The sequence below is a fragment of the Falsihalocynthiibacter sp. CO-5D18 genome, assembly GCF_041205445.1.
Classification (GTDB): Bacteria; Pseudomonadota; Alphaproteobacteria; order Rhodobacterales; family Rhodobacteraceae; genus Falsihalocynthiibacter; species Falsihalocynthiibacter arcticus.
On record NZ_JBGFCF010000001.1, the window covers coordinates 244242 to 268886 of the forward strand.

A 24645-nucleotide genomic window follows, 5' to 3' on the forward strand; every position below is an offset into this window, starting at 1 on the left:
ATGACGGTATTTTAGGCGATCCATTTAACAGGGCCAGTTCACATGATCTGGCCCTGTCGTCGTTTAGACGAACAATAGAATAGGGCCGAAACGATGGCCTGAATGAGGGATGTATGGCGACTTACGATTTTGTTTTCGACGGACTTGGCTTACGCAACTGGTGTGGTAGCAGCGGAGATGACGGCGGAGGAATGACGTCGATGGCGCAACTTCTGGCGGAGACATCAGACGAAGATGTAGTCGCCTCGGCTTGGGAAACGCCTTTTCCCTCCATGGATGCCCTGCATGAAGCCTGTCCCGCCTTTCCACAATCACGTGAGCTGACTAGCGGACTAGAAGAAGGCTTCCTGTCGATCAAAGACAGTCTGAAAGTCGTCGTCGACCCGCTGACTCAACCCCTGAGCTGGGCGCTTAACGAAGCGCTCTGGGTAATGCAGGTGGTGCCATGGTTCGTCATGATCCCGCTGTTGATGCTCATTGCTTATGCCGTTAGTCGGCAGTGGAAACTGGTTGGGCTGGTTGCGATTTGCTTCGGGTTCCTCGGTTTTGTTGATTATTATAGCTACACAATGCAGACGCTGGCGATCATCTTTGTCTGTGCGATAACCTGTGTGTTACTTGGCGTGCCCATAGGGATAGCCATGTCGCGGAGCGACCGCGTACAGCGCACAATGATCCCGATTTTGGACATGCTCCAGACCCTGCCGCCGTTCGTTTATCTGATCCCGTTGATTTTCCTCTTCTCGGTGACGGAACCAAAACTCTACGGTATCGCCATTATTCTCTATGCGATCGTACCGGTGATCCGCCTCACGGATCTGGGCATCCGTCTTGTTGATCCCGACGTGACCGAAGCCGCAGATGCCTTTGGCATGACCAAACGGCAAAAACTGTTCAACGTGGAAATCCCGCTGGCGCTGCCAAATATCATGGCAGGCGTCAACCAAACCATCATGATGAGCCTCGCAATGGTCGTCATTGCATCGCTGGTTTCAGCCCCCGGTCTGGGTGTGCTGGTTCTGCGCGGCATTCGCTCGCTTGAACTTGGCGTAGGTCTGCTCTCTGGTCTGGGGATTGTGCTTCTTGCAATCATTCTTGATCGCGTGACCAAGGCGGCGCTTGCTCGCATCAATGTAAGTCAATCTAGATAAGAGGTGACGGATATGAACGAACCAGAAATCAAGATCTCGATCCGTAATCTCTATAAGATTTTCGGAGACGACCCAGAGCCAGCCCTGCAACACATCATTGACGGGATGGGCAAATCTGAACTGTTGGAAGAGCACAACCATGTTCTTGGCCTGAACGACATCAACATCGATGTGCCCGCCGGAAAAACGACGGTCATCATGGGCTTGTCGGGCTCAGGGAAGTCGACGCTTATTCGCCACCTCAACCGTTTGATTGAACCCACGTCTGGCGAAGTCTGGGTCGATGGCGATAACATTCTGGAATACAACGAGAAGCAGATGCGGCACTTGCGGCAGCATAAAATGTCGATGGTCTTCCAAAAATTTGCGCTACTGCCGCATCGGACCGTGTTGCAAAACGCGGGCCTTGCGCCGTCCATCGAAGGGCAGAGCGAACGCAAATATGCGGATGAGGCCCGCAAGTGGCTTGATCGCGTCGGGCTGCAAGGGCAGGGCGAGCAGTATCCCCACCAACTGTCAGGCGGGATGCAGCAACGGGTGGGAATCGCGCGCGCGTTGACCAGTAACTCCGACATTATGTTGATGGACGAAGCGTTTTCGGCTCTTGATCCCTTGATCCGGACCGACATGCAAAACCTGTTGAACGAGTTGCAGGCCGAGTTGCAGAAAACAATTGTTTTCATCACGCATGATCTGGACGAGGCGTTGAAGCTTGCGGACCATCTGGTCATCCTCAAGGACGGTTTTGTTGTCCAACAGGGGGAGCCGCAAAACATTTTGCTCAACCCTGCAGACCCGTACATCGAAGATTTCGTGAGTGATATCAATCGCGCGCGGGTTTTGCGGGTGCGATCTGTCATGCTTAAGACACCAGATGCACCGGGGGAGCGGGCAGGTGACATCGATCATGATGACACGCTGGAATCTGTGATTGCCCTGTCGGAGGGCGACACAGCACTTAGCTATCGTGTGATGAAGGACGGCAAGCCAGTTGGCTTACTGGACATGCGCAAACTGGTGCGTGCCCTCGTGCCATCAGAGCAATCTGACGATCCGGAAAGCGCCCGCCGCAGTGGCTGATTGACCTAGATTGAAACCGGAAGCCATTTTGGTTTCCGGTTGATCTCGTTCCCTATCGTTGACTTTAAATCTCTCAGCTGGATCGGAACGCGGCCCCCCGTAGATTTGTGGATGCCCTTTTTTTCAGTTCAAAGCCAAGGTCATAGATTTTTTCACTTTTGGTCTCGATTTTTGCGTTGGCGTCGATAACGATTTGCGCCGCAACTTTGCCAATTTCAACGCGCGGTGTGTGTACAGAAGTTACCGCTGGATTCATTTGAGATGTCGTTCCTAAATCATTAAATCCGCAGATTCCCATATCTTGAGGGATGCGGATATTGCGTCTTTCGCACTCAAACGCGATTCCGACCGCGACATCATCGTTGTTACAGAAAACGGCGTCGCAATCGGGAACCGTTGATAGAATGTCACCCAAGAGGTGCCGCCCGATTTCCACGCTCGATTTGATCTGCGTCGTTATTTGGAGGGCAGGGTCATGCAGGCCTGATTTCTCCATCATAGACCGATATCCCGCCATACGCATTTGTGTTCGAGGGTCCATGCGCGTGCCGACAAAGGCGATCCGGCGAAACCCTTCTTGAATCATATAATCGGTGGCTTCTGCTGCGGCTTGGAAGTTGGAAAACCCAACGATACTGTCGATTGGATCGTCGGCAATATCCATCACTTGCACCACGGGACAGTCGGTGGCCTTGAGGAGCTTGCGGGTCATTTCTGTTTGGTCGACCCCAGCGACGATCATACCCGCAGGTTTCATCGTAAGAAATCTGCGCACCATCTCTTCCTCTTTGAGGGCGCTGTAACGTGTGTTGCCAATTTGGATCGAATATTTAGTGCCTTCAATGGCGTCGTAAGCACCCGCCAAGACTTGTGAGAACACATTATTTGAAAACGACGGGACGAGCATTCCAATCACAGTGGAACGTTTTGAGGCCAGCGTAGAAGCCGCGCTGTCTGGCACGTATCCAAGCTCCTCTACCGCCGCTTGCACTTTGATGCGTGTCGATTCGGAAACCCGTTCTGGATCGCGCAAAGTCCTTGAAACAGTGATTGCGCTAACGTCTGCAATACGTGCAACATCGATCAAGGTTGGTTTCTTCATCCTCAATTCTCCTTGTTTGTAATGACGTATAAGCTTTTCCAGCTAGAAAAGATATTTCTTTTGACAAATGATTGCGCAATCATTTAAACATGTCTTGGTCATGGGGGGAGATAGACTTGAATGCAGCGTTTGTAATTATGGGTGTTTGTGGTGTTGGCAAAACGTCAATCGGCCAAGCGCTTTCAGTGAGCTTGCCTGCGACGTATATCGAGGCCGACACCTATCACCCACGTGAAAATATCACAGCGATGTCCGCGGGAATTCCACTGTCCGATGCCATGCGCATCCCTTGGCTTGAGAGCATAGGGGATGCGACGGAATCTGCCCGCGCAAAGGGCAACGTTGTCGTCGCTTGTTCGGCGCTCAAGCGGTCGTATCGCGACCTGCTTCAAAGTCGCATTGGCTGCGTCAAGTTTGTCTATCTGCACGGTGACCGAGATTTGATCGCTGACCGCTTAAAGCAACGAAGCGATCACTTCATGCCCACGACGCTGCTTGACAGTCAAATCGAAACGCTTGAACCTCCGACACCAGAGGAACACGCTCTTTTTGTCGATATTACGGGCAGCAAAGATCAAGTGCAGACCGATGTGGAAAATGCCGTGCGCGCGTATTTTGCCACCTCTAACGAAACGATCCGATAAATCATTGAAATCAGGGAGTAACTCAATGTCACTAAACGTAAAATCACTCGCGATTGCCGCGACACTTGCAATGACCGCCTCAGGCGCTTTCGCACAAGACTTTGCATTGCGCTTTCAATCGTCCGATCCCGCTGGCAACCCTAACTTTGGTTTGCAAAGCGAATGGGCCGCCAGCGTTGGCGTCCTCACAGGTGGACGGGTTACTGTTGAAATGTTGCCAGTAAACTCAATCGTCCAACACACAGAAACCCAAGATGCGGTTGCCGCAGGGATCATCGACGGTCACATCACCGATACGTCCTACTTCACGGGCAAAGATGCGGCGTTTGGCTTAATTGCGAACCCCGTTGGCGCATGGTCTTCACCGTATGAAATGTTTGCGTTTATGCAATACGGTGGCGGCAATGAACTGATGGCCGAATTGGTCGAGCCTTATGGTTTGCACTTTATCGGGGCCACAACCCCTGGCCTTGAAGCGTTTATCTCAAAAGTACCCTTGGATGGTGTTGACGATCTCAAAGGCTTGAAAATGCGGGCGCCAGAAGGCCTCGTTCAGCAAGTGTTTGCAGCAGCAGGCGCGGCTCCGGTCAATTTGCCCGGTTCGGAAGTGTTTACCTCGCTTGATAAAGGCGTGATCGACGCGGCTGACTATACCGTGTTCTCGACCAATCAAGAGCAGGGTATGCATGATGTTGCCAAGCATCCCGTTTACCCCGGTTTCCACTCCATGCCACTCGTCGAAGTGTCGATGAACAAAGCGACATGGGACAGTATGCCTGCGGATATCCACGCCATCCTAGAAATGTCGGTGCGTGATTTCGCCAACAATATGGTGAGCCAACTGGCCGCACGCGATACGATTGCTGTTGCCGAAGCGAACGCAAACCCAGAAATCACAGTGCACAACTGGTCCGCAGCAGAGCGCGCCAAATTCCGCACGATTGCACAGGGTGAGTGGAGCAAAGTAGCGACACGTTCGGACAATGCACAACGCGTTTTTGATGTGCTTACTGCGTATCTTGCAGCGCAAGGCATGATTTCCGAGTAATCTAAACCACAAGCGGCCCCGTCATTTCGGCGGGGCCGTTTTTTCAAGGGATGTGAACCCAATGGACCAAGATCAAATCAAAAACCTGCATTTAGAGGAAGGCGCTGATCCGGACTCAGGTGCATTGGGCAAAGTCATTAATTCTGTGGGCATCATCTTTGCCATCGGAATTCTGATCTCAGCCGCCATTCTGATCCTCGAAATTTTTCTGCGCTATGTGCTGAATGCCCCCACCATTTGGGCCCATGAAACCGTAATTTTTCTGAACGCCAGCGCGTTTGTCTTCGGTGGCCTCTATGTGGTGTCGCGCAACAGCCATATCCGTGTTGTTTTGATCTATGATTACCTGTCCAAACCCGTTCGGCGCCATTTTGACATCGCGATTTCCCTCACAAGTTTTCTGGCGTCGGTGATATTCGCATGGGCCGCGTGGCAAGGCGTGAAACGCGCAATTTGGACCCCTGCTGGCGATTTTCGCTTGGAGACGTCCGGCTCCGCGTGGAACCCCCCAACGCCGGGTCTGTTGAAAGTCTTTCTACTTATTATCCTGTGCCTCATGGCTATTCAATTTCTAGTGTTGGCCGTTTCCTACTACAAAAAGAAAGATAGCTAACATGGAATGGCTTTCCCTCCTCACAGACTTCAAGGCTATGGGTATTGAATGGGCGACATTCGCCATGTTCGCCGCGCTGTTGCTTTTGCTCATTACCGGCATGCCGCTGGCGTTCGTTACCCTTTTGGTCGCTTTGATATTCGCTCTGGGTTGGTTCGGACCTATGGCCGTTCCATTGATTACCAGCCGAATTTTCAGCTTTGTGAATTCGTTTGTGTTCGTGTCTGTGCCGATGTTTGTTTTGATGGCCGCCATCCTTGATCGGTCGGGCATCGCGCGCGATTTGTTTGATGCTATGCGGCTGGTTGGCGGACGATTGCGCGGCGGCATCGCTATTCAAACCTTACTTGTTGCGGTCATTCTCGCAGCGATGTCAGGTATTATCGGTGGCGAAGTTGTGCTTCTCGGCCTTATCGCTTTGCCGCAAATGTTGCGCCTTGGATATGATCGCAAACTCGCCATCGGCGTGTGTTGCGCAGGGGGCGCGTTGGGCACGATGATCCCACCGTCCATCGTTTTGATCGTCTACGGGCTTACCGCAAACGTGTCGATTGGCGATCTCTTCACGGCTTCCTTCCTCCCCGGATTGATGTTGGCAGGTCTCTATGTCGTTTACATCCTCATTCGCGCCTACCTAAACCCGTCACTGGCTCCAATTCCAGAACAGGGCGAAATCCCAAGAGCAGAAAAACTGCGTCTTCTCAAAGGTTTGTTCCTGCCGGGGTTGGTTGTGTTTTTTGTGCTTGGGTCGATCTATGGCGGCATTGCCAGCGTGACCGAAGCCTCCGCTGTGGGTGTGTTTGGCGTGACTTTGTCCACCATAATCCGTGGCGAATTTTCATCGAGTTTGTTGCTCGGCGCGGCGCGGCAAACCCTTGCAACCGTTGGGATGATCGTTTGGATCGGGATCGGGGCCACGGCCTTGGTTGGCGTGTTCAATTTGATGGGCGGTATCAACTTTGTTTCGACATTGATCACCGGAATTTCTGACGAGCCGATAGTGATTATCCTGTTTATGATGGCCATCCTCTTTGTGCTTGGGATGTTCCTTGATTGGGTCGGAATCGCCCTTTTAACGATGCCAATCTTTGTGCCGATTGTCGTGTCGCTCGGCTATGACCCTGTTTGGTTTGGAGTTGTGTTTGCCATGAATATGCAGGTGAGTTTTCTATCGCCACCATTTGGTCCCGCCGCGTTTTATCTCAAAAGCGTTGCGCCCAAAGACATCTCGCTGGGGGAAATCTTTCAATCGCTTCTTCCGTTCATCGGGTTGCAAATTATCGCGCTCGGCCTGCTCCTCGCGTTTCCAGGTATCACGGGTCGTTAGGAAGGTGCCATTTCTAGGCTGGGCACGCCTCCGCCTAGATCTGTGGTCTCAGTCCATTCGCTTTTTGCGATCGAGGACAATGATAGTGCCGTAATCACGGTGGATTGCCCCGTTTAGGGTGGGTTCGCGCAATGCAGTTTCACCGGCATTGCGCGAACCCACCATTTCACCAAGTTCCAACTGGGCGATCGGAATTGAATTCCCCCCCCTCTGAGCCCATGCCGAAAAGGGGCTCGTGCCCGATTAATCGCAGCAAAACCAGCGCGTGATTAAGCATGTTCACCCTCCACCGCATCGTTATTTTCCGCGACGGACCTGAGCGCGCTGGCCAAGTCGAACCCTGTACCACGACGCACCCAATGGGGGCGGTTGATCCGCGCAAACTTTGGGGGTGGTTGTAAAACTATTTGGACAAAACGGGCGGTGATGTGGCAGCGATTCCACACAACGGGAACCTGTCGAGTGGCATGTTGTTCGCACTTCAGGTCGGTTTTGCCGATGGCGCTCCGCTGGACGCAGGCTATGCCGCGCAACGCCAGAAATGGGAATGCCTTTACGAAGCCATCCCTATGAAGGGCGAGGGCGAAGCACATTCTTTTCTCTCTCCTGACGATGAATCTGCCGAATTTGAAACATGGAAATATTGCAACCTTGACGCGAGCCAAGCGAAAATCGCCGATATGTTGGCTGGGATTTCGAAGACGATGACGCCCTGCGTCGAGACTTCGCGGTCGTTGGCGATAGCAAAGGGGGGGCGATGGGGAGCGACCTTGTTGTCGCGACCGAAGAAGGACGTTCGCCCGAGTTTCTGGTCTATGCATTATGCGACCCCAAGCAAAACCAATTCAGCTGGCGCGGCTGAGTTGGGGATAGTATGGGCAGACTCAGATTTTGCTCCTGCTCTCAAGGCGTTCTATTACGCTCGCGTTGTCGAAATTCTGACCCCGTACTGGACGGCGGATGATCGCGTGAAGTACGACCCAGATCTCTCCGTGACGGTCCCCTTCAAAACACAAGATCGGGCCATTACCTCGCCGATTTGGTGCACCCTAAAGGGCTAAATGATCTATCGAAACGTTTGGTCTGTGGGGCCAACTCTGAGTGTGGGAAGGCGCATCGATCCAGATTTTCGGACGGCTGGATTTGAAACTCCGGCCGCCTCCTTGAAAAAGTCATCAACAGATAAAGGGAGAAAAATAAATGATATGGTCCTTAGTGCGGCACGAATGGGCGCCACAACGGCGGGTGCTGCCGAACTTGAGACACCCGAAAGCTATGCGCGTGCCGTGGTTGATGAATCGTTCAAAAGCACTGTTCAGGATGTTAGCTCCTGCACATACCGCCTATGCCGAGAAAGACCCTGATGGTGCCAATCTGGGACACATCCGAGTATCAAAGGGTGGGTGGATGCGCTTGGTGGCACACGCCGCGTATTATCGACGTATTGATTTGAAAATATACCTAATATTTTGGCGCGCCCATGCTCTCGGGGGGAGGCGGACACTGATTTTCCCCATGAATCCCCATCGTTTTACGCCGCGCGCGTCCTTGAAATTCCGAGGCTGTGTGCAATGTTTCACCGTTGATGCCAGAGGTTGCTGCGACGATCCAAAAGAAAGGCTCTCAGATGAATCCTCTACGCCAATTCATCGGGCCCATGGGCGATGCGACACCCTTGTTTGCGGTCGAAGGCGGGCTAGGAAACTATTTTCTGAGGTTACGCGAATCCTTTTCGGGCATTCTCATTTGAGACACGTCGTCGGGTTTGGGCGATACCACGATCACCCTCGTGGTCAGCCGGCATTCTGGCAACCTCCATAGTAGCGCCGCCTTTTTGATCTATACCCCGACAGGAAGCGATGCAAACTGCGCTCAATGCGCGTAACCATATCTGGTTGCTCCAGCTCGTTTTATCGGCCAAGTGGTTGGGAATATTCAGGTTCCGTCCGTGTTTTGTTCAACACCTGCAACACAGCGGCGGTCGACCAAACGCGCCAGCGTTAAACCTTCAGGGGGCCGTACATGATGGCGTGTTCAAAACAGCGCTAGCCTTTGCACAAACCAAAAAGCCGCCACGCCGCCAATTCCATAGCCAATGGTGATTAGGGCGACGCCCTGTGGTTGCAATGCTTTTCTGGCGATTTTTGGGGCCAAGCGGAGCAACAAGTATCCGAGCGAAAGCACAACTGTAATGAACATGAGTTGGCCGATTTCCACACCTATGTTGAAAGAAAATAGCGCCAGTGGGATGTCGCCCTCGGGCAGGCCGATTTCGACCAAAGCGCCAGCAAAACCGAGGCCGTGCAGCAAACCAAAAGCAAACGCCACGGCCCAAGGGTAGCGCACAGTTAGCGTTTGGTGGTCCTTGGATTGTTGCACCAATTCCGAGGCGAGGAACATAATCGACAACGCGATGACCGCTTCTACGGGAGGCGCAGGGAGCGTGACCCAGCCAAGCGTTGCCGCCACGAGGGATATACTATGGGCGACAGTAAAGGCCGTTATCGCTGCCACCAAGGGACGCCAATTTCGGATGAGCAACAACAGGGCAAGCACAAACACGAGGTGATCAATCCCGCCAAGGATATGCTCAACCCCCAGCGCCACATAGCTTGAGAAAACGCCAAAGGTACTTGGTGTAGCGGGGATCACAAAGGACGGTGTACGTGCCGTCAGGCGCATCGTTTGCCCAGTTCCGCTATCGAGGGTATAGCGCACGAGCACGTCGGTATTGGTGTTTTCCAACCCTTCAATCGTGATCTCGTTGCCCGTCAATCCGCCCACGCATTCCGTCGTCCAGCGCGAGATATACGCGTAGCCATCGAATTGGGTGCTGGGCGGGCGTTGGTACGCACAGTTTTCCGGCAACACTGCTTCGATAGGCATAGGTTGCCCAGATACGGCGGGTTTGCGCCAAGTGACGCGCCAGTTTTCGGCCTCTAAAGGTTCGAGTTCCAGATACCCGGGTTCAAGCGCATGTGCGTGAGTCGACGGAACGGGCGCTCCAAAGAAGGCCAGCATGAGGCCAACAAGAATAAGCCGGATCATTGCGTCAACAACGCGCTATAATCACCAACTTGCACGTCATACCTTGCGCGCAGGTTGTGGATGTTTTGCGCTTTTTCGGCTTCTGCGTTTTGGGTTTGCCAGTCCTGTGTAACCCGCTCTTTAATGGATTCAAGGGGCACGGTTTCAGCGGGTTTGAAGTTTTCGACGCGCACAAGATGAACACCGAAGGACGACACGATTGGCCCCTGCCACTGCTCCAACAGTGTCACGTTGATTGCGTCATAGAACCCGATGCCAAAGCTGCGATCCACATTGGCGCGCGTGGAGCCTTTGAGCGTTGAGGGGAGCAAGGTTGGAACGCCTAATTCTTCGGTCGGTTGGCCATTGCGAACCGCGTCTTGTGTCGCCGAAATCTGGGCGTCAGTGGCGTTCGGGCCGAGGTAGATTTGTTCAAAAGTAACAATGGGATCTAGGGTGTAATTTGCAGTATTTGCGTCATAATAGGCTTTGAGCACGGCCTCGTCAGGGGTCGCACCCACTGTATTGACGCCCGTTATGAAATCCATCTTTTGCCGAAGGCGCTGGCGGATTACAGCATCGTCATGATCAAGCCCCAAGGCCAATGCCTCGCGCACCAAGACTTCTTCTTGTACAAAGCCGTCGACCATTCCGGCCATCTCGTCTTGTGTGGGGAGCCGCATCCAAGTGGCGCGAAATTGTTCCGCGATGCGCACCAGATCCGCGTTATCCACGACAAGCAAGTTTTCCTGCTGTTTGACTGGCCGCTCGTTGAGCGCTGCAAAGGTTGCAAAAACGAGTCCACCAACAAAAATGAAATGCAGTAATGGCTCTCTTAATAGCTTTGAAATTGTGTCTTTCATCATGTTTTCAACGGGTGCCTTTAGAAAAAGGAGGGGTAAAATTCGGTGCAGGGTATGGCTGAATTTGCAGGGGCACAACACGAAAAAGGCTTGCGAAGGTTAATTCGATCCGAGCGATCAAGGCGGAAGTATCAAGGCAAATCTTCGCGAAGAAGGTGAGGTTGATACCCGCTAGAAAACGTGGGTTAGGACTGTTTGTGCATGGGTTTTGTTTCCAAAGCGCCGTCGCTAACGACGGCGTCAATCAGGATGCGCGTGGTAAGTTCGAGATGCTCTCGCATCGCAATACTCGCGGCGGTTTTGTCGCGACCGATCGCGGCATCGGCAATCGCCTTGTGCTCGGCGGTCGCATCGCGCTTGCGACTGTCTAGGGGAACGGACACGCTGCGATATCGTTCGGATTGCGCAAAAAGCGTCTCGCGAATGCGCAGCAACCACGGGCTGTCACAGGCCGATACCAGAGCTGCATGGAACCGACTATGCGCCGCGGCCCAGTCTTCGTTGACACGGTCGGGATCGTTCGGATCTTGGAGGCTGATCCGGGACAGTTCAAACTGCGTTGAAACAATGCCGGTTTCCCATTTCAAATCGCCATTCTCGATAGCATTTTCGAGGCAACAGCATTCGATAAGAATGCGCGTTTTGGTAAGGTCTTCCAACTCCGATTGCGTGATCGAGGCAACGCGATACCCCTTGTTGGGTTCAGCCACCACAAGCCCTTCAGAAGTAAGACGGGATAATGCCTCGCGCACAGCACCAAGGCTGAAGCCAAGGGCACTCACGAGGTCAGATATTTTTATTTTTTCGCCAGGTCGCAGGCGACAGGCCAGAATATCCGAACGGACCTTTTCATAGGCCTGCGCTGTTAGGTTCTGAGTCTTGGCCGCCATAGGTTGATCCCCTTTTGCCGATACCTATTTCATGAACATCTACTATATCGCAATAGTATACTGTTGCCCATTCAACAGTCACAACTGCGAGATACGATAAATAATATATTTTTAATTGACTGATACATTATTGCAAATTATGGTTTCCCTATCTTATCAGAGGAACTGACATGAAATTTGCCGCATTCGAATTTGCTGGGCAGCGCGGGCTCGCCATAGAGGTTGAGGGCGCGTTTCGTGGCCTTATGGCACAGGACGAAGGGTTTCCCAGCGATCTGTTGACATTGATCCGCGCCGGAGCGCCGGCACTCAAAGCCGCGGCAAAGGCGCTTGGGAATGGTCCCGTTATCGACATGGCGGCGGTCACGTATCTTCCCCCTGTGGCAGACCCCGAGAAAATTGTGTGTGTTGGGCTGAACTATCGCGATCACTCGGCGGAAAGCGGCTTTGAACAGCCAACTTTTCCAACCCTGTTTGGCCGTTTCAACTCGTCTCTTATTGGGCACGGTGCCTCAATCATCCGTCCACAAGTGTCGAACCAACTCGATTATGAAGGTGAATTGGTCGCGATCATCGGGGCAGAAGCGTCCAAAGTGTCCGAGGCCGATGCGCTGAATTATGTCGCGGGATACTCAATCTTCAACGATGCCTCAATCCGCGACTATCAAGTCAAGTCGCCGCAATGGACCGCAGGCAAGAATTTCGACAACACAGGCGCCTTCGGACCCTATTTTGTCACGGCGGACGCGTTACCCAAGGGCTGTCTCGGGTTAGCACTGACAACCCGCCTCAATGGCCAAGTGGTGCAGCAGGCCGAGATTGATGATATGGTGTTCTCTGTTGCGCAAACCATTTCGATTTGTTCGCAGTTCATGACCTTGAAGCCCGGTGATGTTATCGTCACGGGAACACCTTCAGGGGTTGGTCTTGCGCGCAAGCCGCCGCTTTGGATGGTTGACGGCGATGTCTGCGAAGTCGAGATTACGGGCCTCGGTAAGTTATCCAACCCTGTGCACGACGAAATTTTACAGCCACTCACCAAATCCGCCTGAGTTAAGGGAGAAAACCATGACTGCAATCACTGGCAAAGTCGGCATCACCAAGCGCCCCGGCGAATTGGGTATTCATTCGATGGACACCTTTCACATGGTAGTGCCTGATCTTCGGGTGGCACAGGATTTTTACACCAGCTTCGGCCTAGATGTGCGCGAAGAGGGGGAGGGGTTGGGGCTTTATACCTTCGGGTCGACCCAACGCTGGGCGTCCCTTGGGGAGGCTGGTCGCAAGAAGCTCAACCATCTTAGTTTTGCGATATTTGAAGAAGACTTCGAGCCGATGAAACGACGAATTGAGGCGGACGGAGTGCCGATCATGGATGCGCCGCTCGGTTTTGACAGCAATGGCATTTGGTTTCGCGATCCCTTCGGTGTTTTGATTGAGGTCAAGATTGCTGAAAAAACAAGCCCAACACAAAAGGCGGACTTTAGTGTTCCTTCGTCGGCGGCGGGTGTGATGGGCTCAATGCAGCGCTGCAATGCGCCCAAGGTCCAGCCACATCGGCTGGCGCATCTGCTTATTTTTACTCCCGATGTTCCGGCCTGCATCCGCTTTTACAGCCGTACATTGGGGTTGCGTTTGAGCGACCAGTCTGGCGATGGTATTTGTTTTATGCATGGGATTCACGGCTCGGATCACCATCTGGTCGCCTTTGCAAAATCTGACGCTCCCGGTTTGCATCATTGCAGTTGGGACGTGGGCGGCATCAATGAAATCGGCTTGGGTGCGGCGCAAATGGCAGACAAGGGATTTGACAAAGGTTGGGGCCTTGGACGGCACGTGCTTGGGTCGAATTACTTCCATTATGTCAAAGATCCATGGGGCAGCTATTCGGAATATTCCGCCGACATCGACTATATTCCTGTCGATCACGATTGGGAGGCGGGCGACCATCCGCCAGAGGACTCGATTTACCTGTGGGGGCCAGAAATTCCCAAAGATTTCATCACGAATTATGAGTCCTAGCCAGAGTAAAACCCACCCAAGAAGAAACGTTATCGTTTTCAGGCGGCACAACCTATTATTCGGAGGGCAAGAGAGGTAGAAGCGGTTTACCGTCAGGCGCATTTTAGGAGATCGGCCCGTGAAGTTAACCCAGATCAGGGACCTAATTGCGACCGCTGACACCGGCAGTTTGCGCGCGGCGGCGCGTCATCTAGGCGTGACTCAGCCCGCGATAACGCGCAGCATCCGCGAATTGGAGCGGGAGTTGGGCGTTCCCTTGTTTGAACGGCACCAGTTTGGCATGTTGCCCACAACGATGGGGCTGGCCATGCTCAAACGGGCCCGCACCGTTGAAGAAGAACTGCGGCGCGCGACGGAAGAAATCAGTCAAATGCAGGGCGAAATGGTCGGAGAAGTCCGCGTGGCGATGTCGGCGGTTTCTACTTTCGCCATGATGCCGCAAGCGGTGATGAGTTTTCGCCGCACCCACCCCCGCGCTGTCATGAAGTTCGTTGAGAGCTTTTATGCGCCAATAGAGGGTCAATTGCTCAACGGTGAAATCGACTTTTTCGTTGGTCCCTTTATGGATACCGGACGGGGGAGCCGCGTGACGTCGGAAGTGTTGTTCCAGAATATGCGCGTTGTTATCGCGCGCAAAGGCCACCCGCTTGCGCAGGCGACATCGATTCGTCAGCTTGGGGAGGCAGAATGGGTCAAACAGGCCTTGCACGACCGTAAAAGCGAGGGCGACTTTGAGCGACCATTTGTTCAGCTTGGGTTGCCGATGCCACGGATCATTATGCATACCACATCTTCTACGGCGACTCTGCTGGCGGTGGCCAATAGCGATTTGCTGACCTCAGTTCCAATGCAGGTGTTGAATGCGCCCGTTGATCGCGCTTTGTTTGACGTGCTGCCAATCACCGATGTTCTGGAAGCGGCACCGATCTGCCTTGTGCGGCGTGTCGATCTTTCGCTCACACCGCTGGCGGAATGTATGTTCGACATGTTCCGCCGCGCGGGTCTACAACACAGCCGCAAATCCGATGGCGCAGCTGTATTGTAATCCCTTTTCCTATGCTTTGAGCGAACTGCGACGTCCGATGAGTTGTTCGAAAACGTCGACCGTTGGCACCACTTCTCCGCGCCATGCAACATGTTGATCGGGACGAATTAAGACCAAAGGCGCGCCATAGAGCTTGGCCAGTCGCCCGTCTTTTGGAGCAAATACGGTCAGTGGCATGCCCACGTCTTCGGCCGTTTTGCGCGCCTTTGCGATCTCTTGCGCGTCAACTTTATCGGTAATCAACAGCGTGAACCCCTGACCAAAATGATCATAAAGCGACGAGTCGTCCGCGAGCCAACAATGCGGCGCGATGCAACCCGGCGTGGCCGAGGGCGTATAGTCAATCGACCGCTTCCAGTCTTTTTGCGTGCCGTCATCTATAATCGCGGGTGAATTGCAGTAACAATAGCCCAACACCACTCCACGGGCATAGAATTCGCCGTGCTTGTGCTTGCGCACCATTTCCGCCGCTTCTTGGCGTGCGGCGACACCTTCTGGTGTGTCTTCTTCGATGTGCGGTAGGATCAGCTGGTTTGCGAGGATCGTGTGGTTGGCCTCGGCGGCATCCAGCACAAATTGCGCGGTCTGGCGGCGCTCAACCTCAAAGCTGTCGAGTAGGGCCGTGCCGCCCCACCCCTGAAGCACCGCGGCGAGTTTCCAGCCGATATCAACGGCATCCCCAACCCCCAGCAGCATCCCGAACCCGCCAAACGGTGGGTGCAAATGGCCCGCATCGCCGATTAAGAAGGTGCGATCCGTGCGAAACCGGTCGGCCAGCAACTTGCTCGCGACCCACTCATCAGAGCTGAGTACCTCAATTTCGGTATCAATTCCCGTCGCAGCGCGGATCATATCCGCAGCGGCCTCCAGGCTTGGGGCGTTGGCCGCATCAATGCCGGTCGGCATGAAATACCAGAGATCACCCGTGTCCATCGGCCCGATCAGGCTTGGAAAATCGGGGTTGATTTGCCAGTACATGATGCCGTCGCCGTGTGGGTGTTTCGCGGCCAATTCGGGCGCACGGAAAATGACGTTTAGATTGCGCGAGAGGCCGTAGGTGCCTTCCATCTTGGCGCCAATGGCGTCGCGAACGGCGCTTCCGGCCCCGTCTGCTCCCACAAGATATTCCGCCGACAACTCCCAGTCGCGAGAGGTGGCACTGTCATAAAGCTGTACCGATACGCCGCCATCAAGGGCTGTGTAGCCTGTGAATGTCTGGCCATAGCAGATTTCAACACCCGGCAATGACAAGGCGTGATCAATCAGCACTTTCTCAAGCTTGTATTGCGGAATCCATTGGCCGTGCTCGGAAAATTCCTCGTTACGCTCAGCCTTGCAATCGAGCGCGTGTTCAAAACGGTGCAACAGATGTCCGCCCAGTCGGGTCACGAAATTAACGTGCGAAGGGTACTCAACGCCAAAGGGCGAGGCGGCAGCCAGCTTATCGGCGATCCCCCAGCGGCGCATGTGTTCGCGAGTCCGTGAGTGGGTCGTTTTGGCACGTGGCGCATAGCCTGCGCGGACGCTGCGTTCAAGAATGACGCAAGGCACGCCGCGATAGCCAAGCTCAATGGCAAGGGCGAGGCCCGCAGGCCCGCTGCCGATGATTGCCACTTTTGTGGCGCTAGGTAGGTCTGACATCTGTGAAAGTGCCTCCGATGGCCAAGGCGCAAAGGGCCCTTGGCGTCAATTTTCGTGCGGCAGAGTTGCCTCTGCCGCGGCGTTTGGGGATCAGATGGGCAAGCGGATGTCGCCGGGTGTGTCAGGTAGGAAATCACCAGCACGAGACATCTTCAGCAGATCGGATTGGGCAACCCCGTCCTTCAGAGCCTTGATCAGTTTTGGCGGATCAACTTCGACACCGATAGGCTCGCGTGCAAATTCGGGCGATGTCTGCATCCAATGCGCGGAGTGAATCCAGTTGCCAAAGTTGTCGCTTTGCAACTCAACGCTATTGCCGTCGGGATCGACATAATAGAACGACATGGTCAGCCCATGATCTAGGCTGATGTGCGGGAGAATGCCGACCTCGGCCAGACGTTCATAGTTGTCGAGCAACCCTTGGAGCGTGCCAAATTCAAAGGCCGTGTGATGGATACCGTCATGGACGATCTTATCGGGATCGGCTTTGATCCCAGGGGTGGCGAGAAAGGCAATCCGGTGATTTGCCGTGTCATTCGTCGTCCAGGCGGCACCTTCAAAAACGAAATTGGGTGCGCAGCCTACCACGGCTTCGTACCAGTCCATCATTTCCTGCATGCGTGTTGTTTTGAATGTTACGTGGTGCAGTATTGGTTTCTGCGCGATTGGTTTTGGTTTCTTCAATGGTTTCTCCTCCCAGTATAAACGAGTGCAATCCGTTAGGACGCAAACTCGATCGGTCAGTGAAACTCTGTCACGGCCTCTCCACATGGGGCAGATGGAAAACCACCTTTGCTGATACCAGAAAATTATCGCTCCCCTTGATTTCGCGTATTTTCGTTGATGATACCAGAAACCTATCGTCGAAAAGAAATGTGGATCGCGCCAAGGTCGCCAATGGTTTCTAAAACGATACAGAACCAAAGGGGGGATCATGCCAGCAGGACGTACAGCGGAACTAGAAGCCATAGAAATGCTGCGGTGTGCCGCGCTTATGGCGGGTGATTATAACGGTCTCGCGAATTTATTGACGGATGATCTTGTTCATATTCACCTCACAGGGCAGGTGGATACAAAAGAAGGATATCTGAGCGGATTTCGCGATAAGTATAGGTTTCGCAATATCGAACGCGGCCCGCTTCGAATTCGGTTCTTTGGCAATACAGCCGTGATGACGGGGCGGCTCACCCAGATAATCGACGTGCGCGATACAGAGCAGGTGCTTGATGTAACGGCCATGACGACACAGGTCTGGAACCACGACGGAACGCGCTGGCAGCTCAATACTTGTCATAATGCGCCATTGGCATGAAATCCGTGCTATCACGGGCCCATATGCCAAAGTTTGGCGCGTTTTCTGCGACAGTAAACGTCGCCGTATTCACATGGAACATGCTGAATAGACGGGATAATGTTCAATGCGCAGCCACGCCATTTCGTTGTTTTGATTACTTGATACCGTTTTGGCATCACTTGACGCCCGATCATATCTTCGGTGGGGACAGACCCCATGGTACTGCTTAAAAGAGGGAGAACTGTGCGTCGATTTGTTGCCCAAACGGGGCGCAGGCGTACAGTATAAGGGAGGATAGAATGAGCATTAAAACTGTAACTGCCGTTGCATTGATCGCAGGGGCTACTGCTGCGATTGTACCACAGATCGCAAGCGCACAGGACCATGTCCTAAAAGTATCCGCGCCAATTCCGCCAACCGAGAGAGATCCGGTTTACGCGTGGATGGTCGCCTTTGAAAAAGGTGTCGAAGCAAGTTCGAACGGACAGATAGACGTGCAATTGTTCCCCGCCAACCAGCTCGGCCAGCTTCCAGCTGCGGTTGAGGGTGTTTCGATGGGCACGATTGAAGTTTCCTTTTCGATCATCGGCTTTTTCAACGCGCTCGACCCGCGCTTTCAGGTGCTAGATGCAGGCGGATTGTTCAACTCTCCCGAAAATGCAATGCGCGCCTACCAACAGCCAGAAACGCGCCAGATGCTGTCTGAATTCGGCGCGGCCGCCGGTGTGAAACCACTGGTGATCGTGATTGACGGGCAGGGGGTTGTTGTCTCAAAAGAGCCTCTCGAAACTGTTGCAGATTTTGAAGGCGTGAAGGTCCGCACGGGCGGGGCCGCTCCGCTCTTGGTCGATCCGCTCATCGCAATGGGCGCGGCACCAGTCGCCATGCCATTGGGGGAAGTTGTTCCCGGTTTGCAAACGGGCACCATCGACGCGGCCACCAATTCCATGGGTGTGGTCAACGCCTTTAAAATGGCCGATGTCGCCAAGAACGTCACCTATTTGCCAGGCAACTACACCACAGTTGGCGCGGTTGTTAACACGGGCTTCCTAGATAAAATTGGACCGGATTTGGCCAAAATCGTGATGGATGAGGCGATGAAAGCGGAATCTGTCATTTTTGATCACTTGGCAAGTGCTCCAGCGCAAGAAGCCGCTTGGGAAGCTGCAGGAGGGCAAGTCATTCGGATGAACGACGCGGAGCAAGAACTCTTTCTTTCGATTTCCAATCCAATCGTGGAAGGTCTTGTCGCACAGAACCCGCAAATGCAGGCGGATTTTGAGGTCCTGAAAGAAGCAGCCGCTGCTTCGCAGTAATCCGCATAAAGGTACCGGGGAGCAGAATTGCCCCCGGTCGTATTTCTCAAGGGGAAGACTATGCATTTTCTCGACAAGGTCGCTAACGGCCTGCTGAAACTGCTGGGGATCATGCTCATTGCGATGGTTTGTCTGAGCGTTTACAATGTGATCAGCCGATATGTGTTCAACAGCGCGTTGCTCTGGGCCGACGAAATTGCCGTGTTTGCGATGATCACCCTTGGTTGGCTTGGCGCGGTCGTCTGTGGCTGGCGCAATTCCGAAATCCGCATGGATATCCTGAGCAACTTAATGCCGCAATCCGCACAGAGGATCCTTCAGATATTCCAGCAGGCGGTTATTGCGGTTTTGTGTGGTTGGGTGGCGTTTCAATCCGTGCCCTATATCACGCGGACCCACGCCATCGGCATGCGCAGCGACGCCTCGGGTTTTCCGGTCTGGCTTATCCATATCGTGATCCCCGTAAGTCTTGTGTTGATCGCGTTGATCGCGGCGCTCCGCTGTTTGCGTCTGATCGCGGGTAAGGACGTGGTTTTCGCGCCTGTGACACCAACGAAAAGGACCGTCGGATGATTTTCGCTCTGGGCCTCGTGCCCGTCGTCTTGTTGCTTTTTGGCTTTCCCATCTTCATCGTCTTGTTGGCGGGATCGGTGCTGGCGCTCACGGGCTACATGCAAATGCCGCTGACGGCCATTCAGCAAAATTTGATGGGATCCCTGAATTCTCCGGGCTTGTTGGCTGTTCCCTATTTCATCTTTGCGGGCGAATTGATGTCGCGCGGCACCGTGTCCAAACGGCTGGTAGATTTTGTGCGCTCTCTTGTGGGCAATCTGCCCGGATCGTTGGGCGTTACCACGGTTGGGACCGCCACTGTTTTTGGCGCGATCTCTGGTTCGAGTGCGGCTTCGGTCGTCGCCGTCGGCAAGGTCATGCATCCTGCGATGACCGCCGACAATTACCCCCAAAGGTTTTCGGCAGGGATGATCACCTCGGTCAGTGCCATTGGTATTATCATTCCGCCGTCCATCCCGATGATTATCTATGGCGCTGCCGCTGAAGCGTCGATCCCGCGTCTCTATGCGGCTGGCGTTGTGCCGGGGTTAATCCTCGCGGCGATGCTGTCGATCTTTATCATGTTGCGCGCCCGTGCGGGTGGTTTTGGTACCACTGAGGCGCCCTCGCTTAAGCGAATTCTCTATACGATGGGCCGCGCGTCTTGGGCGCTGGGCGCACCAGTGATCGTTTTGGGCGGCATCTATGGCGGGGTCTTTTCCCCGACCGAAGCCGCCGCTGTGGCCTGTGCTTATGCGCTGATCGTTACGCGGTTCATCTATCGTGAACTCAGTTGGTCCGAGATCTTGGATGCGGCGACCTCGACTGTTTTCTTCACCGCACAAGTGTTGGTCATCATCGCCGCTGCGGGGCTTTTCTCGTGGATACTTACGGTCAATCAGGTGCCGCAAACGCTGGTGACTTGGATTGCCGAGATGGAGATTTCGCCTTGGCAGTTCCTAATAGCGGTCAACATTCTGTTGCTGGTTGTGGGTTGCTTCATGGACCCTCTGTCGGCGATCCTATTGCTGACACCGCTGCTCATTCCGATCGTTGACTCGCTGGGGATCGACAAGGTTCACTTTGGGATCGTCATGACGCTGAACCTCGCTATTGGCCTGTTCACGCCGCCCTTTGGCATCAATATCTTTGTCGCTCAATCCGCGTTAAAAATGCAGACCCTTGATATCTATCGTGGTGTGCTGCCCTTCTTTGCGGTCTTCCTTGCGGCACTTTTGCTCATCACTTTCGTCCCTGCGATTTCGCTTTGGGGCATGGAACTGTTCCTGTTCTGAAAGGACGAAACATGTCGCGACTGTCTAATCGCACGATAATTATTACTGGTGCTGCACAGGGAATTGGCGCGGTCTATGCCAAGGCCATCGCCGCACAAGGCGCGCGTGTGGCGCTATGTGATGTGGCCGCACCCGACGCTTGTGTTGCCGAAATCCGTGCGGCGGGGCATGAAGCGATGGGCGCCATTTGCGACATTACCGATGCAGCGGCAGTGGCGGATTTCGTCGCCGATGTGACTGCGCAGTTTGGTGAGGTCACTTGTTTGGTCAATAACGCGGCGATGTTTGCGTCGCTGCGGCCCAAACCGTTTGAACAAATCACCTCCGAGGAGTTTGACCGCGTGCTTCAGGTCAACGTGCGCGGCACGTTTGAATGTATCCGTGCAGTGATGCCGGGGATGCGGGCGGCGGGCTATGGCAAGATCGTCAACATCGCCTCAGGAACGCTTTTCAAAGGCACGCCAGGATTGCTGCATTACACCGCCTCCAAAGGGGCCGTGGTCGCGCTGACCCGCGTGGTCGCGCGCGAAGCTGGGGCCGCGGGTATTCGCGTTAATTGCCTGACCCCGGGTTTCACGTTGAGTGAGGGCATCATGGATGCCGCCGAAACCGAAGCGATCAACCAAATGACAGTGGCGTCGCGCTGCCTGCCGCGCGACCAGATGCCAGATGACTTGAACGGCGCGGTGATTTTTCTGCTGTCACAGGACAGCGATTTCATGACGGGTCAAACCATTGTCGTCGACGGTGGGTCGGTGATGAACTGACGCGCCTGCTAACCTCAAAAATACTGTGCCAAATGGCACGCTCACCACTTTCAACGAATTAGGAAACGATATGCCAATTGCAGTATTTACGAAGAATTCGCGGCCACGGCTCGGCAAAGTTTTTGGCGATGCCTTGATTGACCTTTCCGTCGCCGCCCCTGACCTGCCTGATAGCATCATCGCGTTTTTGAAAGCTGGCGCGCCCGCGCGCGCGGCCTATGACAAAGTGACCCGTGACTCAGGCGAACTCATCCCGCTTACCGACGTGACGCTGCAAGCCCCTGTGCCGCAACCCGAGAAATTCCTCGCCATTGGCATGAACTATGCCGATCACGGTGAGGAGGCAAAAAAGCTTGGTGTTGAGGTGCCGCCGTACCAGTTATGGTTCAATAAACAGGTGAGCTGTATCAACGGGCCGTTTGATGATGTGGTGTCGCCGAAAGTGTCGGAAAAGCTTGATTACGAGGTGGAGCTTGCCGTGGTGATCGGCAAAACCTGTCGCTATGTTTCTGAGGAGGACGCCGCTTCGGTTGTTGGCGGCTACATGGTGTCCAACGACGTGTCGGCTCGTGATTGGCAATTGCGCACAGGCACCATGACGCTCGGAAAATCCTTTGATACGCACGGACCCATTGGCCCATGGTTGACCTTGCCGGATGAAATCGGTGACCCGCATGACTTGCGCCTGCGCACGTTCATTAACGGCGAGGTGCGCCAAGACGGCAATACCCGTGACCTGATCTACAGCATCTGGCAGCAGATTTCCTATCTGTCGCAAGTCATGACCCTCAAACCGGGCGACATTCTGGCAACAGGCACCCCTAGTGGCGTTGGCGTGGCGATGAATCCGCCGCAATTCCTGCGCGTGGGGGACGTGATGCGGGTGGAGGTTGAGGGGCTTGGCCATCTGGAAAACCGCGTGATCAAAGATCGCGGATAACAAAATTAGGGAGGAGTACACAATGAACCAGAAGGCAAACACCACCAGTTTCAAAGAACAAATCGACGCGCAGGTTTTGAGTGGCAAAGTGGCACGCGGCAGCGATACCAGTTTGCCAGTGATCCTCGCGATCCATGGCGGCACGTATAATTGCGACTATTTCGATATTCCGGGATACTCGTTGATCGACCGTGCCGTAGCACAGGGGTTCGATATCGTGGCGCTCGACAGGCCAGGGTATCGCGAGTCAACAGCCTTGCCGGATACGCCTGATATGATTGACGCCAATGCCCAAGCGCTGAATGCGGCTTTGCCAGCGTTGATCGCAAAGCTTGGTTTGGCGGGGCGGCCGATTTTTGTGATCGGGCATTCCATTGGCGGGGCGATTGCTCTGACGCTGGCGTCGATCCGCGCGGGCTGGTCGTTGTCAGGGATTGCAGTGTCTGGAGTGGGGGCCGAAACGCCGCCCGAGGATGCGGATAATTACGCCAACCTACCGCAGCAATATTTTGTCGAATTGCCAACGCCAATGAAGGACGCGGTAATGTTTGGCCCCGAGGGCAGCTATGCGGCGGACATGCCCCAAGCCAGCCATATGGCCAATACGGCCGTGCCCCGTGCGGAATTGATCGACATCACGGGCGACTGGCAAAATCGTGTCGCGGGTATTGCGGCGCGTATCGACGTGCCTGTGCATTACCGACAAGCCGCCCATGAGAAGCTTTGGTTGACATCAAAGGAACGCGTCGCGGCATTCGCGGACCTGTTCACAGCCAGTCCGCGCGTCGATGCTGCCCTCATTGAGAACGTCGGGCATTGCATTGATTTCCACAACGCGGGTGCCGCGTTCCAGAAAGCGCAGCTTGATTTTGCTGCAGGCACGCAAACGGCCTAACGAGGCTTTCCTTAAGAATACCACCGAAATAATCGGCGGTGCCTTTCGTCCTTTGGGCGAGGGACCGAAACTTGCAACCCGGACGCTGCATAAGGCACGCCGGTAAGGACCATTAGGGAGGAGACCCAAATGAAAACGCTACTACTTACGACAGCCTTCACCTGTGCCGCCATCGGTGCGCAGGCGCAGGTATTGACCATCTCGACTACCAATCCCGGAGGGCTAACCCATTCCATCGGCTCGGCCATTGCCAAGACCATTACGGACACCACAGATATCAACGCGGTTGTGGTTCCTGCGGGTGGATCACCAATGCCCGCCGTTGCAGGGGGCGAGGCCGATTGCGGAATCAACGTCGCGTTTGATGTGTCTTACTACACGAACGGCACCGCCTTCTATGAAAGCGAAGGCAAGCATGAAAATTTGCGCATGGTGGCGGCGGTTTTGCCTTCGCAAGTGACGCTTTATGTCCGCACAGACGCCGAAGCACATGACATCGCAGACCTAAAGGGCCAGCGGTATCCCGGCGGACTCAACGCGCAACTTGCGATTGGGGCTGTCTATGACACCTACCTGAAACTGGCAGGATTGAGCCGCGATGATGTTGAAAGCATCCCCGCGCAAAGCATCGTTCAGGCGGCAAATGACTTTGCTTCGGGTCGCAACGACACTTTCTTGTTCTCGGTCGGTTCGGCCAAAGTTCTGGAGGTTGACAGTTCGGTTGGTGGCCTGAAAGCGCTGCAAATCGACGCGTCGGATGCGAACAAGGCGATCCTTGCGGAAAACCTGCCTGGTGCCACGTTTGTTGCTCTGCAACCTGGTGCGGCGCCCCAGATCGTCGAGGAAACCAACGTCATCGCCTATGATTTGGTGCTGTTCTGTGCGGAGTCCGTGCCGGATGAAACCGTCGCTGCTCTGACCCAAGTTGTGCATGACAACAAGTCTGCGCTGGCGGAAAGCTTCAAGGCGATGAACCGCTTTGAACCGGCCAACATGGCGCCAAAAGTCCCTGGTGTCGACTATCATCCAGGTGCCGTGAGCTATTACGAAACAACGGATCTCTGGCCACCAAAAGGCTAAGCCAAACAGGGTGGCCGCAACCGCTCGTGGCCACCCAGACCAACTTTGCAGAA

At 54.3% G+C, this 24645-nt stretch carries 25 protein-coding genes and 3 pseudogenes; 22 read left to right on the forward strand and 6 right to left on the reverse strand.

Translation table 11 applies throughout. From position 1 onward, the window contains the following. The first annotated feature begins 113 nt into the window (after positions 1-113). On the forward strand, positions 114-1151 hold the full coding sequence (locus tag AB9F27_RS01120) for a proline/glycine betaine ABC transporter permease (protein WP_039002657.1): 1038 nt from the start codon (positions 114-116) through the stop codon (positions 1149-1151). Positions 1152-1163: 12 nt separating this feature from the next. Beyond that, positions 1164-2231, forward strand: a complete 1068-nt coding sequence (locus AB9F27_RS01125; RefSeq protein ID WP_335583521.1) for a betaine/proline/choline family ABC transporter ATP-binding protein — start codon at positions 1164-1166, stop codon at positions 2229-2231. 73 nt (positions 2232-2304) lie between these two features. Here the strand turns inward: AB9F27_RS01125 and AB9F27_RS01130 are convergent, their stop codons facing one another. Further along, positions 2305-3333 (reverse strand): LacI family DNA-binding transcriptional regulator, encoded by a 1029-nt coding sequence (locus AB9F27_RS01130; protein ID WP_335583520.1) that lies wholly within the window; start codon positions 3331-3333, stop codon positions 2305-2307. A gap of 116 nt (positions 3334-3449) precedes the next feature. Here AB9F27_RS01130 and AB9F27_RS01135 point away from each other — a divergent pair, with 116 nt between their 5' ends. From AB9F27_RS01135 to AB9F27_RS01175, 9 genes and pseudogenes are all read left to right on the forward strand, one after another. After that, positions 3450-3977 (forward strand): gluconokinase, encoded by a 528-nt coding sequence (locus AB9F27_RS01135; protein WP_335583519.1) that lies wholly within the window; start codon positions 3450-3452, stop codon positions 3975-3977. 25 nt (positions 3978-4002) lie between these two features. Further along, complete coding sequence (locus AB9F27_RS01140; RefSeq protein WP_335583518.1) at positions 4003-5025, forward strand: TRAP transporter substrate-binding protein; 1023 nt, start codon at positions 4003-4005, stop codon at positions 5023-5025. Between the two features lie 61 nt (positions 5026-5086). Beyond that, complete coding sequence (locus AB9F27_RS01145) at positions 5087-5638, forward strand: TRAP transporter small permease (RefSeq protein WP_335583517.1); 552 nt, start codon at positions 5087-5089, stop codon at positions 5636-5638. A 1-nt stretch (position 5639) separates the two neighbouring features. Next, positions 5640-6965, forward strand: coding sequence for a TRAP transporter large permease subunit (locus tag AB9F27_RS01150; RefSeq protein WP_335583516.1), 1326 nt, complete (start codon positions 5640-5642; stop codon positions 6963-6965). Between the two features lie 275 nt (positions 6966-7240). Then, a complete protein-coding gene (locus AB9F27_RS01155; protein ID WP_335583515.1) occupies positions 7241-7366 on the forward strand; it encodes a hypothetical protein in 126 nt (41 codons plus the stop codon). Between the two features lie 27 nt (positions 7367-7393). Further along, positions 7394-7578 (forward strand): annotated as a pseudogene (locus AB9F27_RS01160) (DUF3604 domain-containing protein); the annotation flags it as partial. A gap of 99 nt (positions 7579-7677) precedes the next feature. Beyond that, positions 7678-7827 carry a DUF3604 domain-containing protein gene (locus tag AB9F27_RS01165; RefSeq protein WP_369757509.1) on the forward strand — a complete coding sequence of 50 codons (150 nt, stop codon included), beginning with the start codon at positions 7678-7680 and terminating at the stop codon, positions 7825-7827. Then, a pseudogene (locus tag AB9F27_RS01170) lies at positions 7793-8026 on the forward strand (DUF3604 domain-containing protein); the annotation flags it as partial. The gene AB9F27_RS01165 and the pseudogene AB9F27_RS01170, both read left to right, overlap by 35 nt. Before the next feature lie 701 nt (positions 8027-8727). Continuing rightward, positions 8728-8850, forward strand: a pseudogene (locus tag AB9F27_RS01175) (hypothetical protein); the annotation flags it as partial. Positions 8851-8999: 149 nt separating this feature from the next. Here the strand turns inward: AB9F27_RS01175 and AB9F27_RS01180 are convergent. From AB9F27_RS01180 to AB9F27_RS01190, 3 genes are all read right to left on the reverse strand, one after another. After that, complete coding sequence (locus AB9F27_RS01180; RefSeq protein ID WP_369757456.1) at positions 9000-10013, reverse strand: HupE/UreJ family protein; 1014 nt, start codon at positions 10011-10013, stop codon at positions 9000-9002. Continuing rightward, complete coding sequence (locus tag AB9F27_RS01185; RefSeq protein ID WP_335583512.1) at positions 10010-10855, reverse strand: peptidylprolyl isomerase; 846 nt, start codon at positions 10853-10855, stop codon at positions 10010-10012. The genes AB9F27_RS01180 and AB9F27_RS01185 overlap by 4 nt, the downstream gene beginning before the upstream one ends. A gap of 185 nt (positions 10856-11040) precedes the next feature. Beyond that, entirely contained in the window at positions 11041-11745 is a 705-nt protein-coding gene (locus tag AB9F27_RS01190) for an FCD domain-containing protein (protein ID WP_335583511.1), read from the reverse strand. Positions 11746-11915: 170 nt separating this feature from the next. Between AB9F27_RS01190 and AB9F27_RS01195 the strand changes: the two genes are divergently transcribed. The 3 genes from AB9F27_RS01195 to AB9F27_RS01205 all read left to right on the forward strand — a co-directional run bounded on the left by AB9F27_RS01195 (position 11916) and on the right by AB9F27_RS01205 (position 14812). Continuing rightward, on the forward strand, positions 11916-12797 hold the full coding sequence (locus tag AB9F27_RS01195; RefSeq protein ID WP_335583510.1) for a fumarylacetoacetate hydrolase family protein: 882 nt from the start codon (positions 11916-11918) through the stop codon (positions 12795-12797). 16 nt (positions 12798-12813) lie between these two features. Continuing rightward, positions 12814-13767 carry a VOC family protein gene (locus tag AB9F27_RS01200; protein ID WP_335583509.1) on the forward strand — a complete coding sequence of 318 codons (954 nt, stop codon included), beginning with the start codon at positions 12814-12816 and terminating at the stop codon, positions 13765-13767. A 118-nt stretch (positions 13768-13885) separates the two neighbouring features. Further along, complete coding sequence (locus AB9F27_RS01205) at positions 13886-14812, forward strand: LysR substrate-binding domain-containing protein (RefSeq protein ID WP_335583508.1); 927 nt, start codon at positions 13886-13888, stop codon at positions 14810-14812. Positions 14813-14821: 9 nt separating this feature from the next. On the opposite strand, the gene AB9F27_RS01210 is transcribed toward AB9F27_RS01205, so the two are convergent. Next, positions 14822-16453, reverse strand: coding sequence for an FAD-dependent monooxygenase (locus AB9F27_RS01210; RefSeq protein ID WP_335583507.1), 1632 nt, complete (start codon positions 16451-16453; stop codon positions 14822-14824). A 90-nt stretch (positions 16454-16543) separates the two neighbouring features. Continuing rightward, positions 16544-17137, reverse strand: coding sequence for a VOC family protein (locus AB9F27_RS01215; RefSeq protein ID WP_335583506.1), 594 nt, complete (start codon positions 17135-17137; stop codon positions 16544-16546). A 250-nt stretch (positions 17138-17387) separates the two neighbouring features. Between AB9F27_RS01215 and AB9F27_RS01220 the strand changes: the two genes are divergently transcribed. From AB9F27_RS01220 to AB9F27_RS01255, 8 genes are all read left to right on the forward strand, one after another. Beyond that, positions 17388-17765: a nuclear transport factor 2 family protein gene (locus AB9F27_RS01220; protein WP_335583505.1), complete on the forward strand. Its 378-nt coding sequence runs from the start codon at positions 17388-17390 to the stop codon at positions 17763-17765. A 281-nt stretch (positions 17766-18046) separates the two neighbouring features. Further along, positions 18047-19063 carry a TRAP transporter substrate-binding protein gene (locus tag AB9F27_RS01225; protein WP_369757457.1) on the forward strand — a complete coding sequence of 339 codons (1017 nt, stop codon included), beginning with the start codon at positions 18047-18049 and terminating at the stop codon, positions 19061-19063. A gap of 60 nt (positions 19064-19123) precedes the next feature. Next, entirely contained in the window at positions 19124-19636 is a 513-nt protein-coding gene (locus tag AB9F27_RS01230; RefSeq protein WP_335583503.1) for a TRAP transporter small permease, read from the forward strand. Then, positions 19633-20910, forward strand: a complete 1278-nt coding sequence (locus AB9F27_RS01235; protein WP_369757458.1) for a TRAP transporter large permease — start codon at positions 19633-19635, stop codon at positions 20908-20910. Before AB9F27_RS01230 ends, AB9F27_RS01235 begins: the two co-directional genes overlap by 4 nt. Before the next feature lie 11 nt (positions 20911-20921). Further along, positions 20922-21677, forward strand: a complete 756-nt coding sequence (locus AB9F27_RS01240; RefSeq protein ID WP_335583501.1) for an SDR family oxidoreductase — start codon at positions 20922-20924, stop codon at positions 21675-21677. Positions 21678-21747: 70 nt separating this feature from the next. Beyond that, positions 21748-22617, forward strand: a complete 870-nt coding sequence (locus AB9F27_RS01245; protein ID WP_335583500.1) for a fumarylacetoacetate hydrolase family protein — start codon at positions 21748-21750, stop codon at positions 22615-22617. Positions 22618-22639: 22 nt separating this feature from the next. Then, complete coding sequence (locus AB9F27_RS01250; RefSeq protein WP_335583499.1) at positions 22640-23512, forward strand: alpha/beta hydrolase; 873 nt, start codon at positions 22640-22642, stop codon at positions 23510-23512. A gap of 129 nt (positions 23513-23641) precedes the next feature. After that, entirely contained in the window at positions 23642-24592 is a 951-nt protein-coding gene (locus AB9F27_RS01255; protein WP_335583498.1) for a TAXI family TRAP transporter solute-binding subunit, read from the forward strand. Positions 24593-24645: the final 53 nt, after the last annotated feature.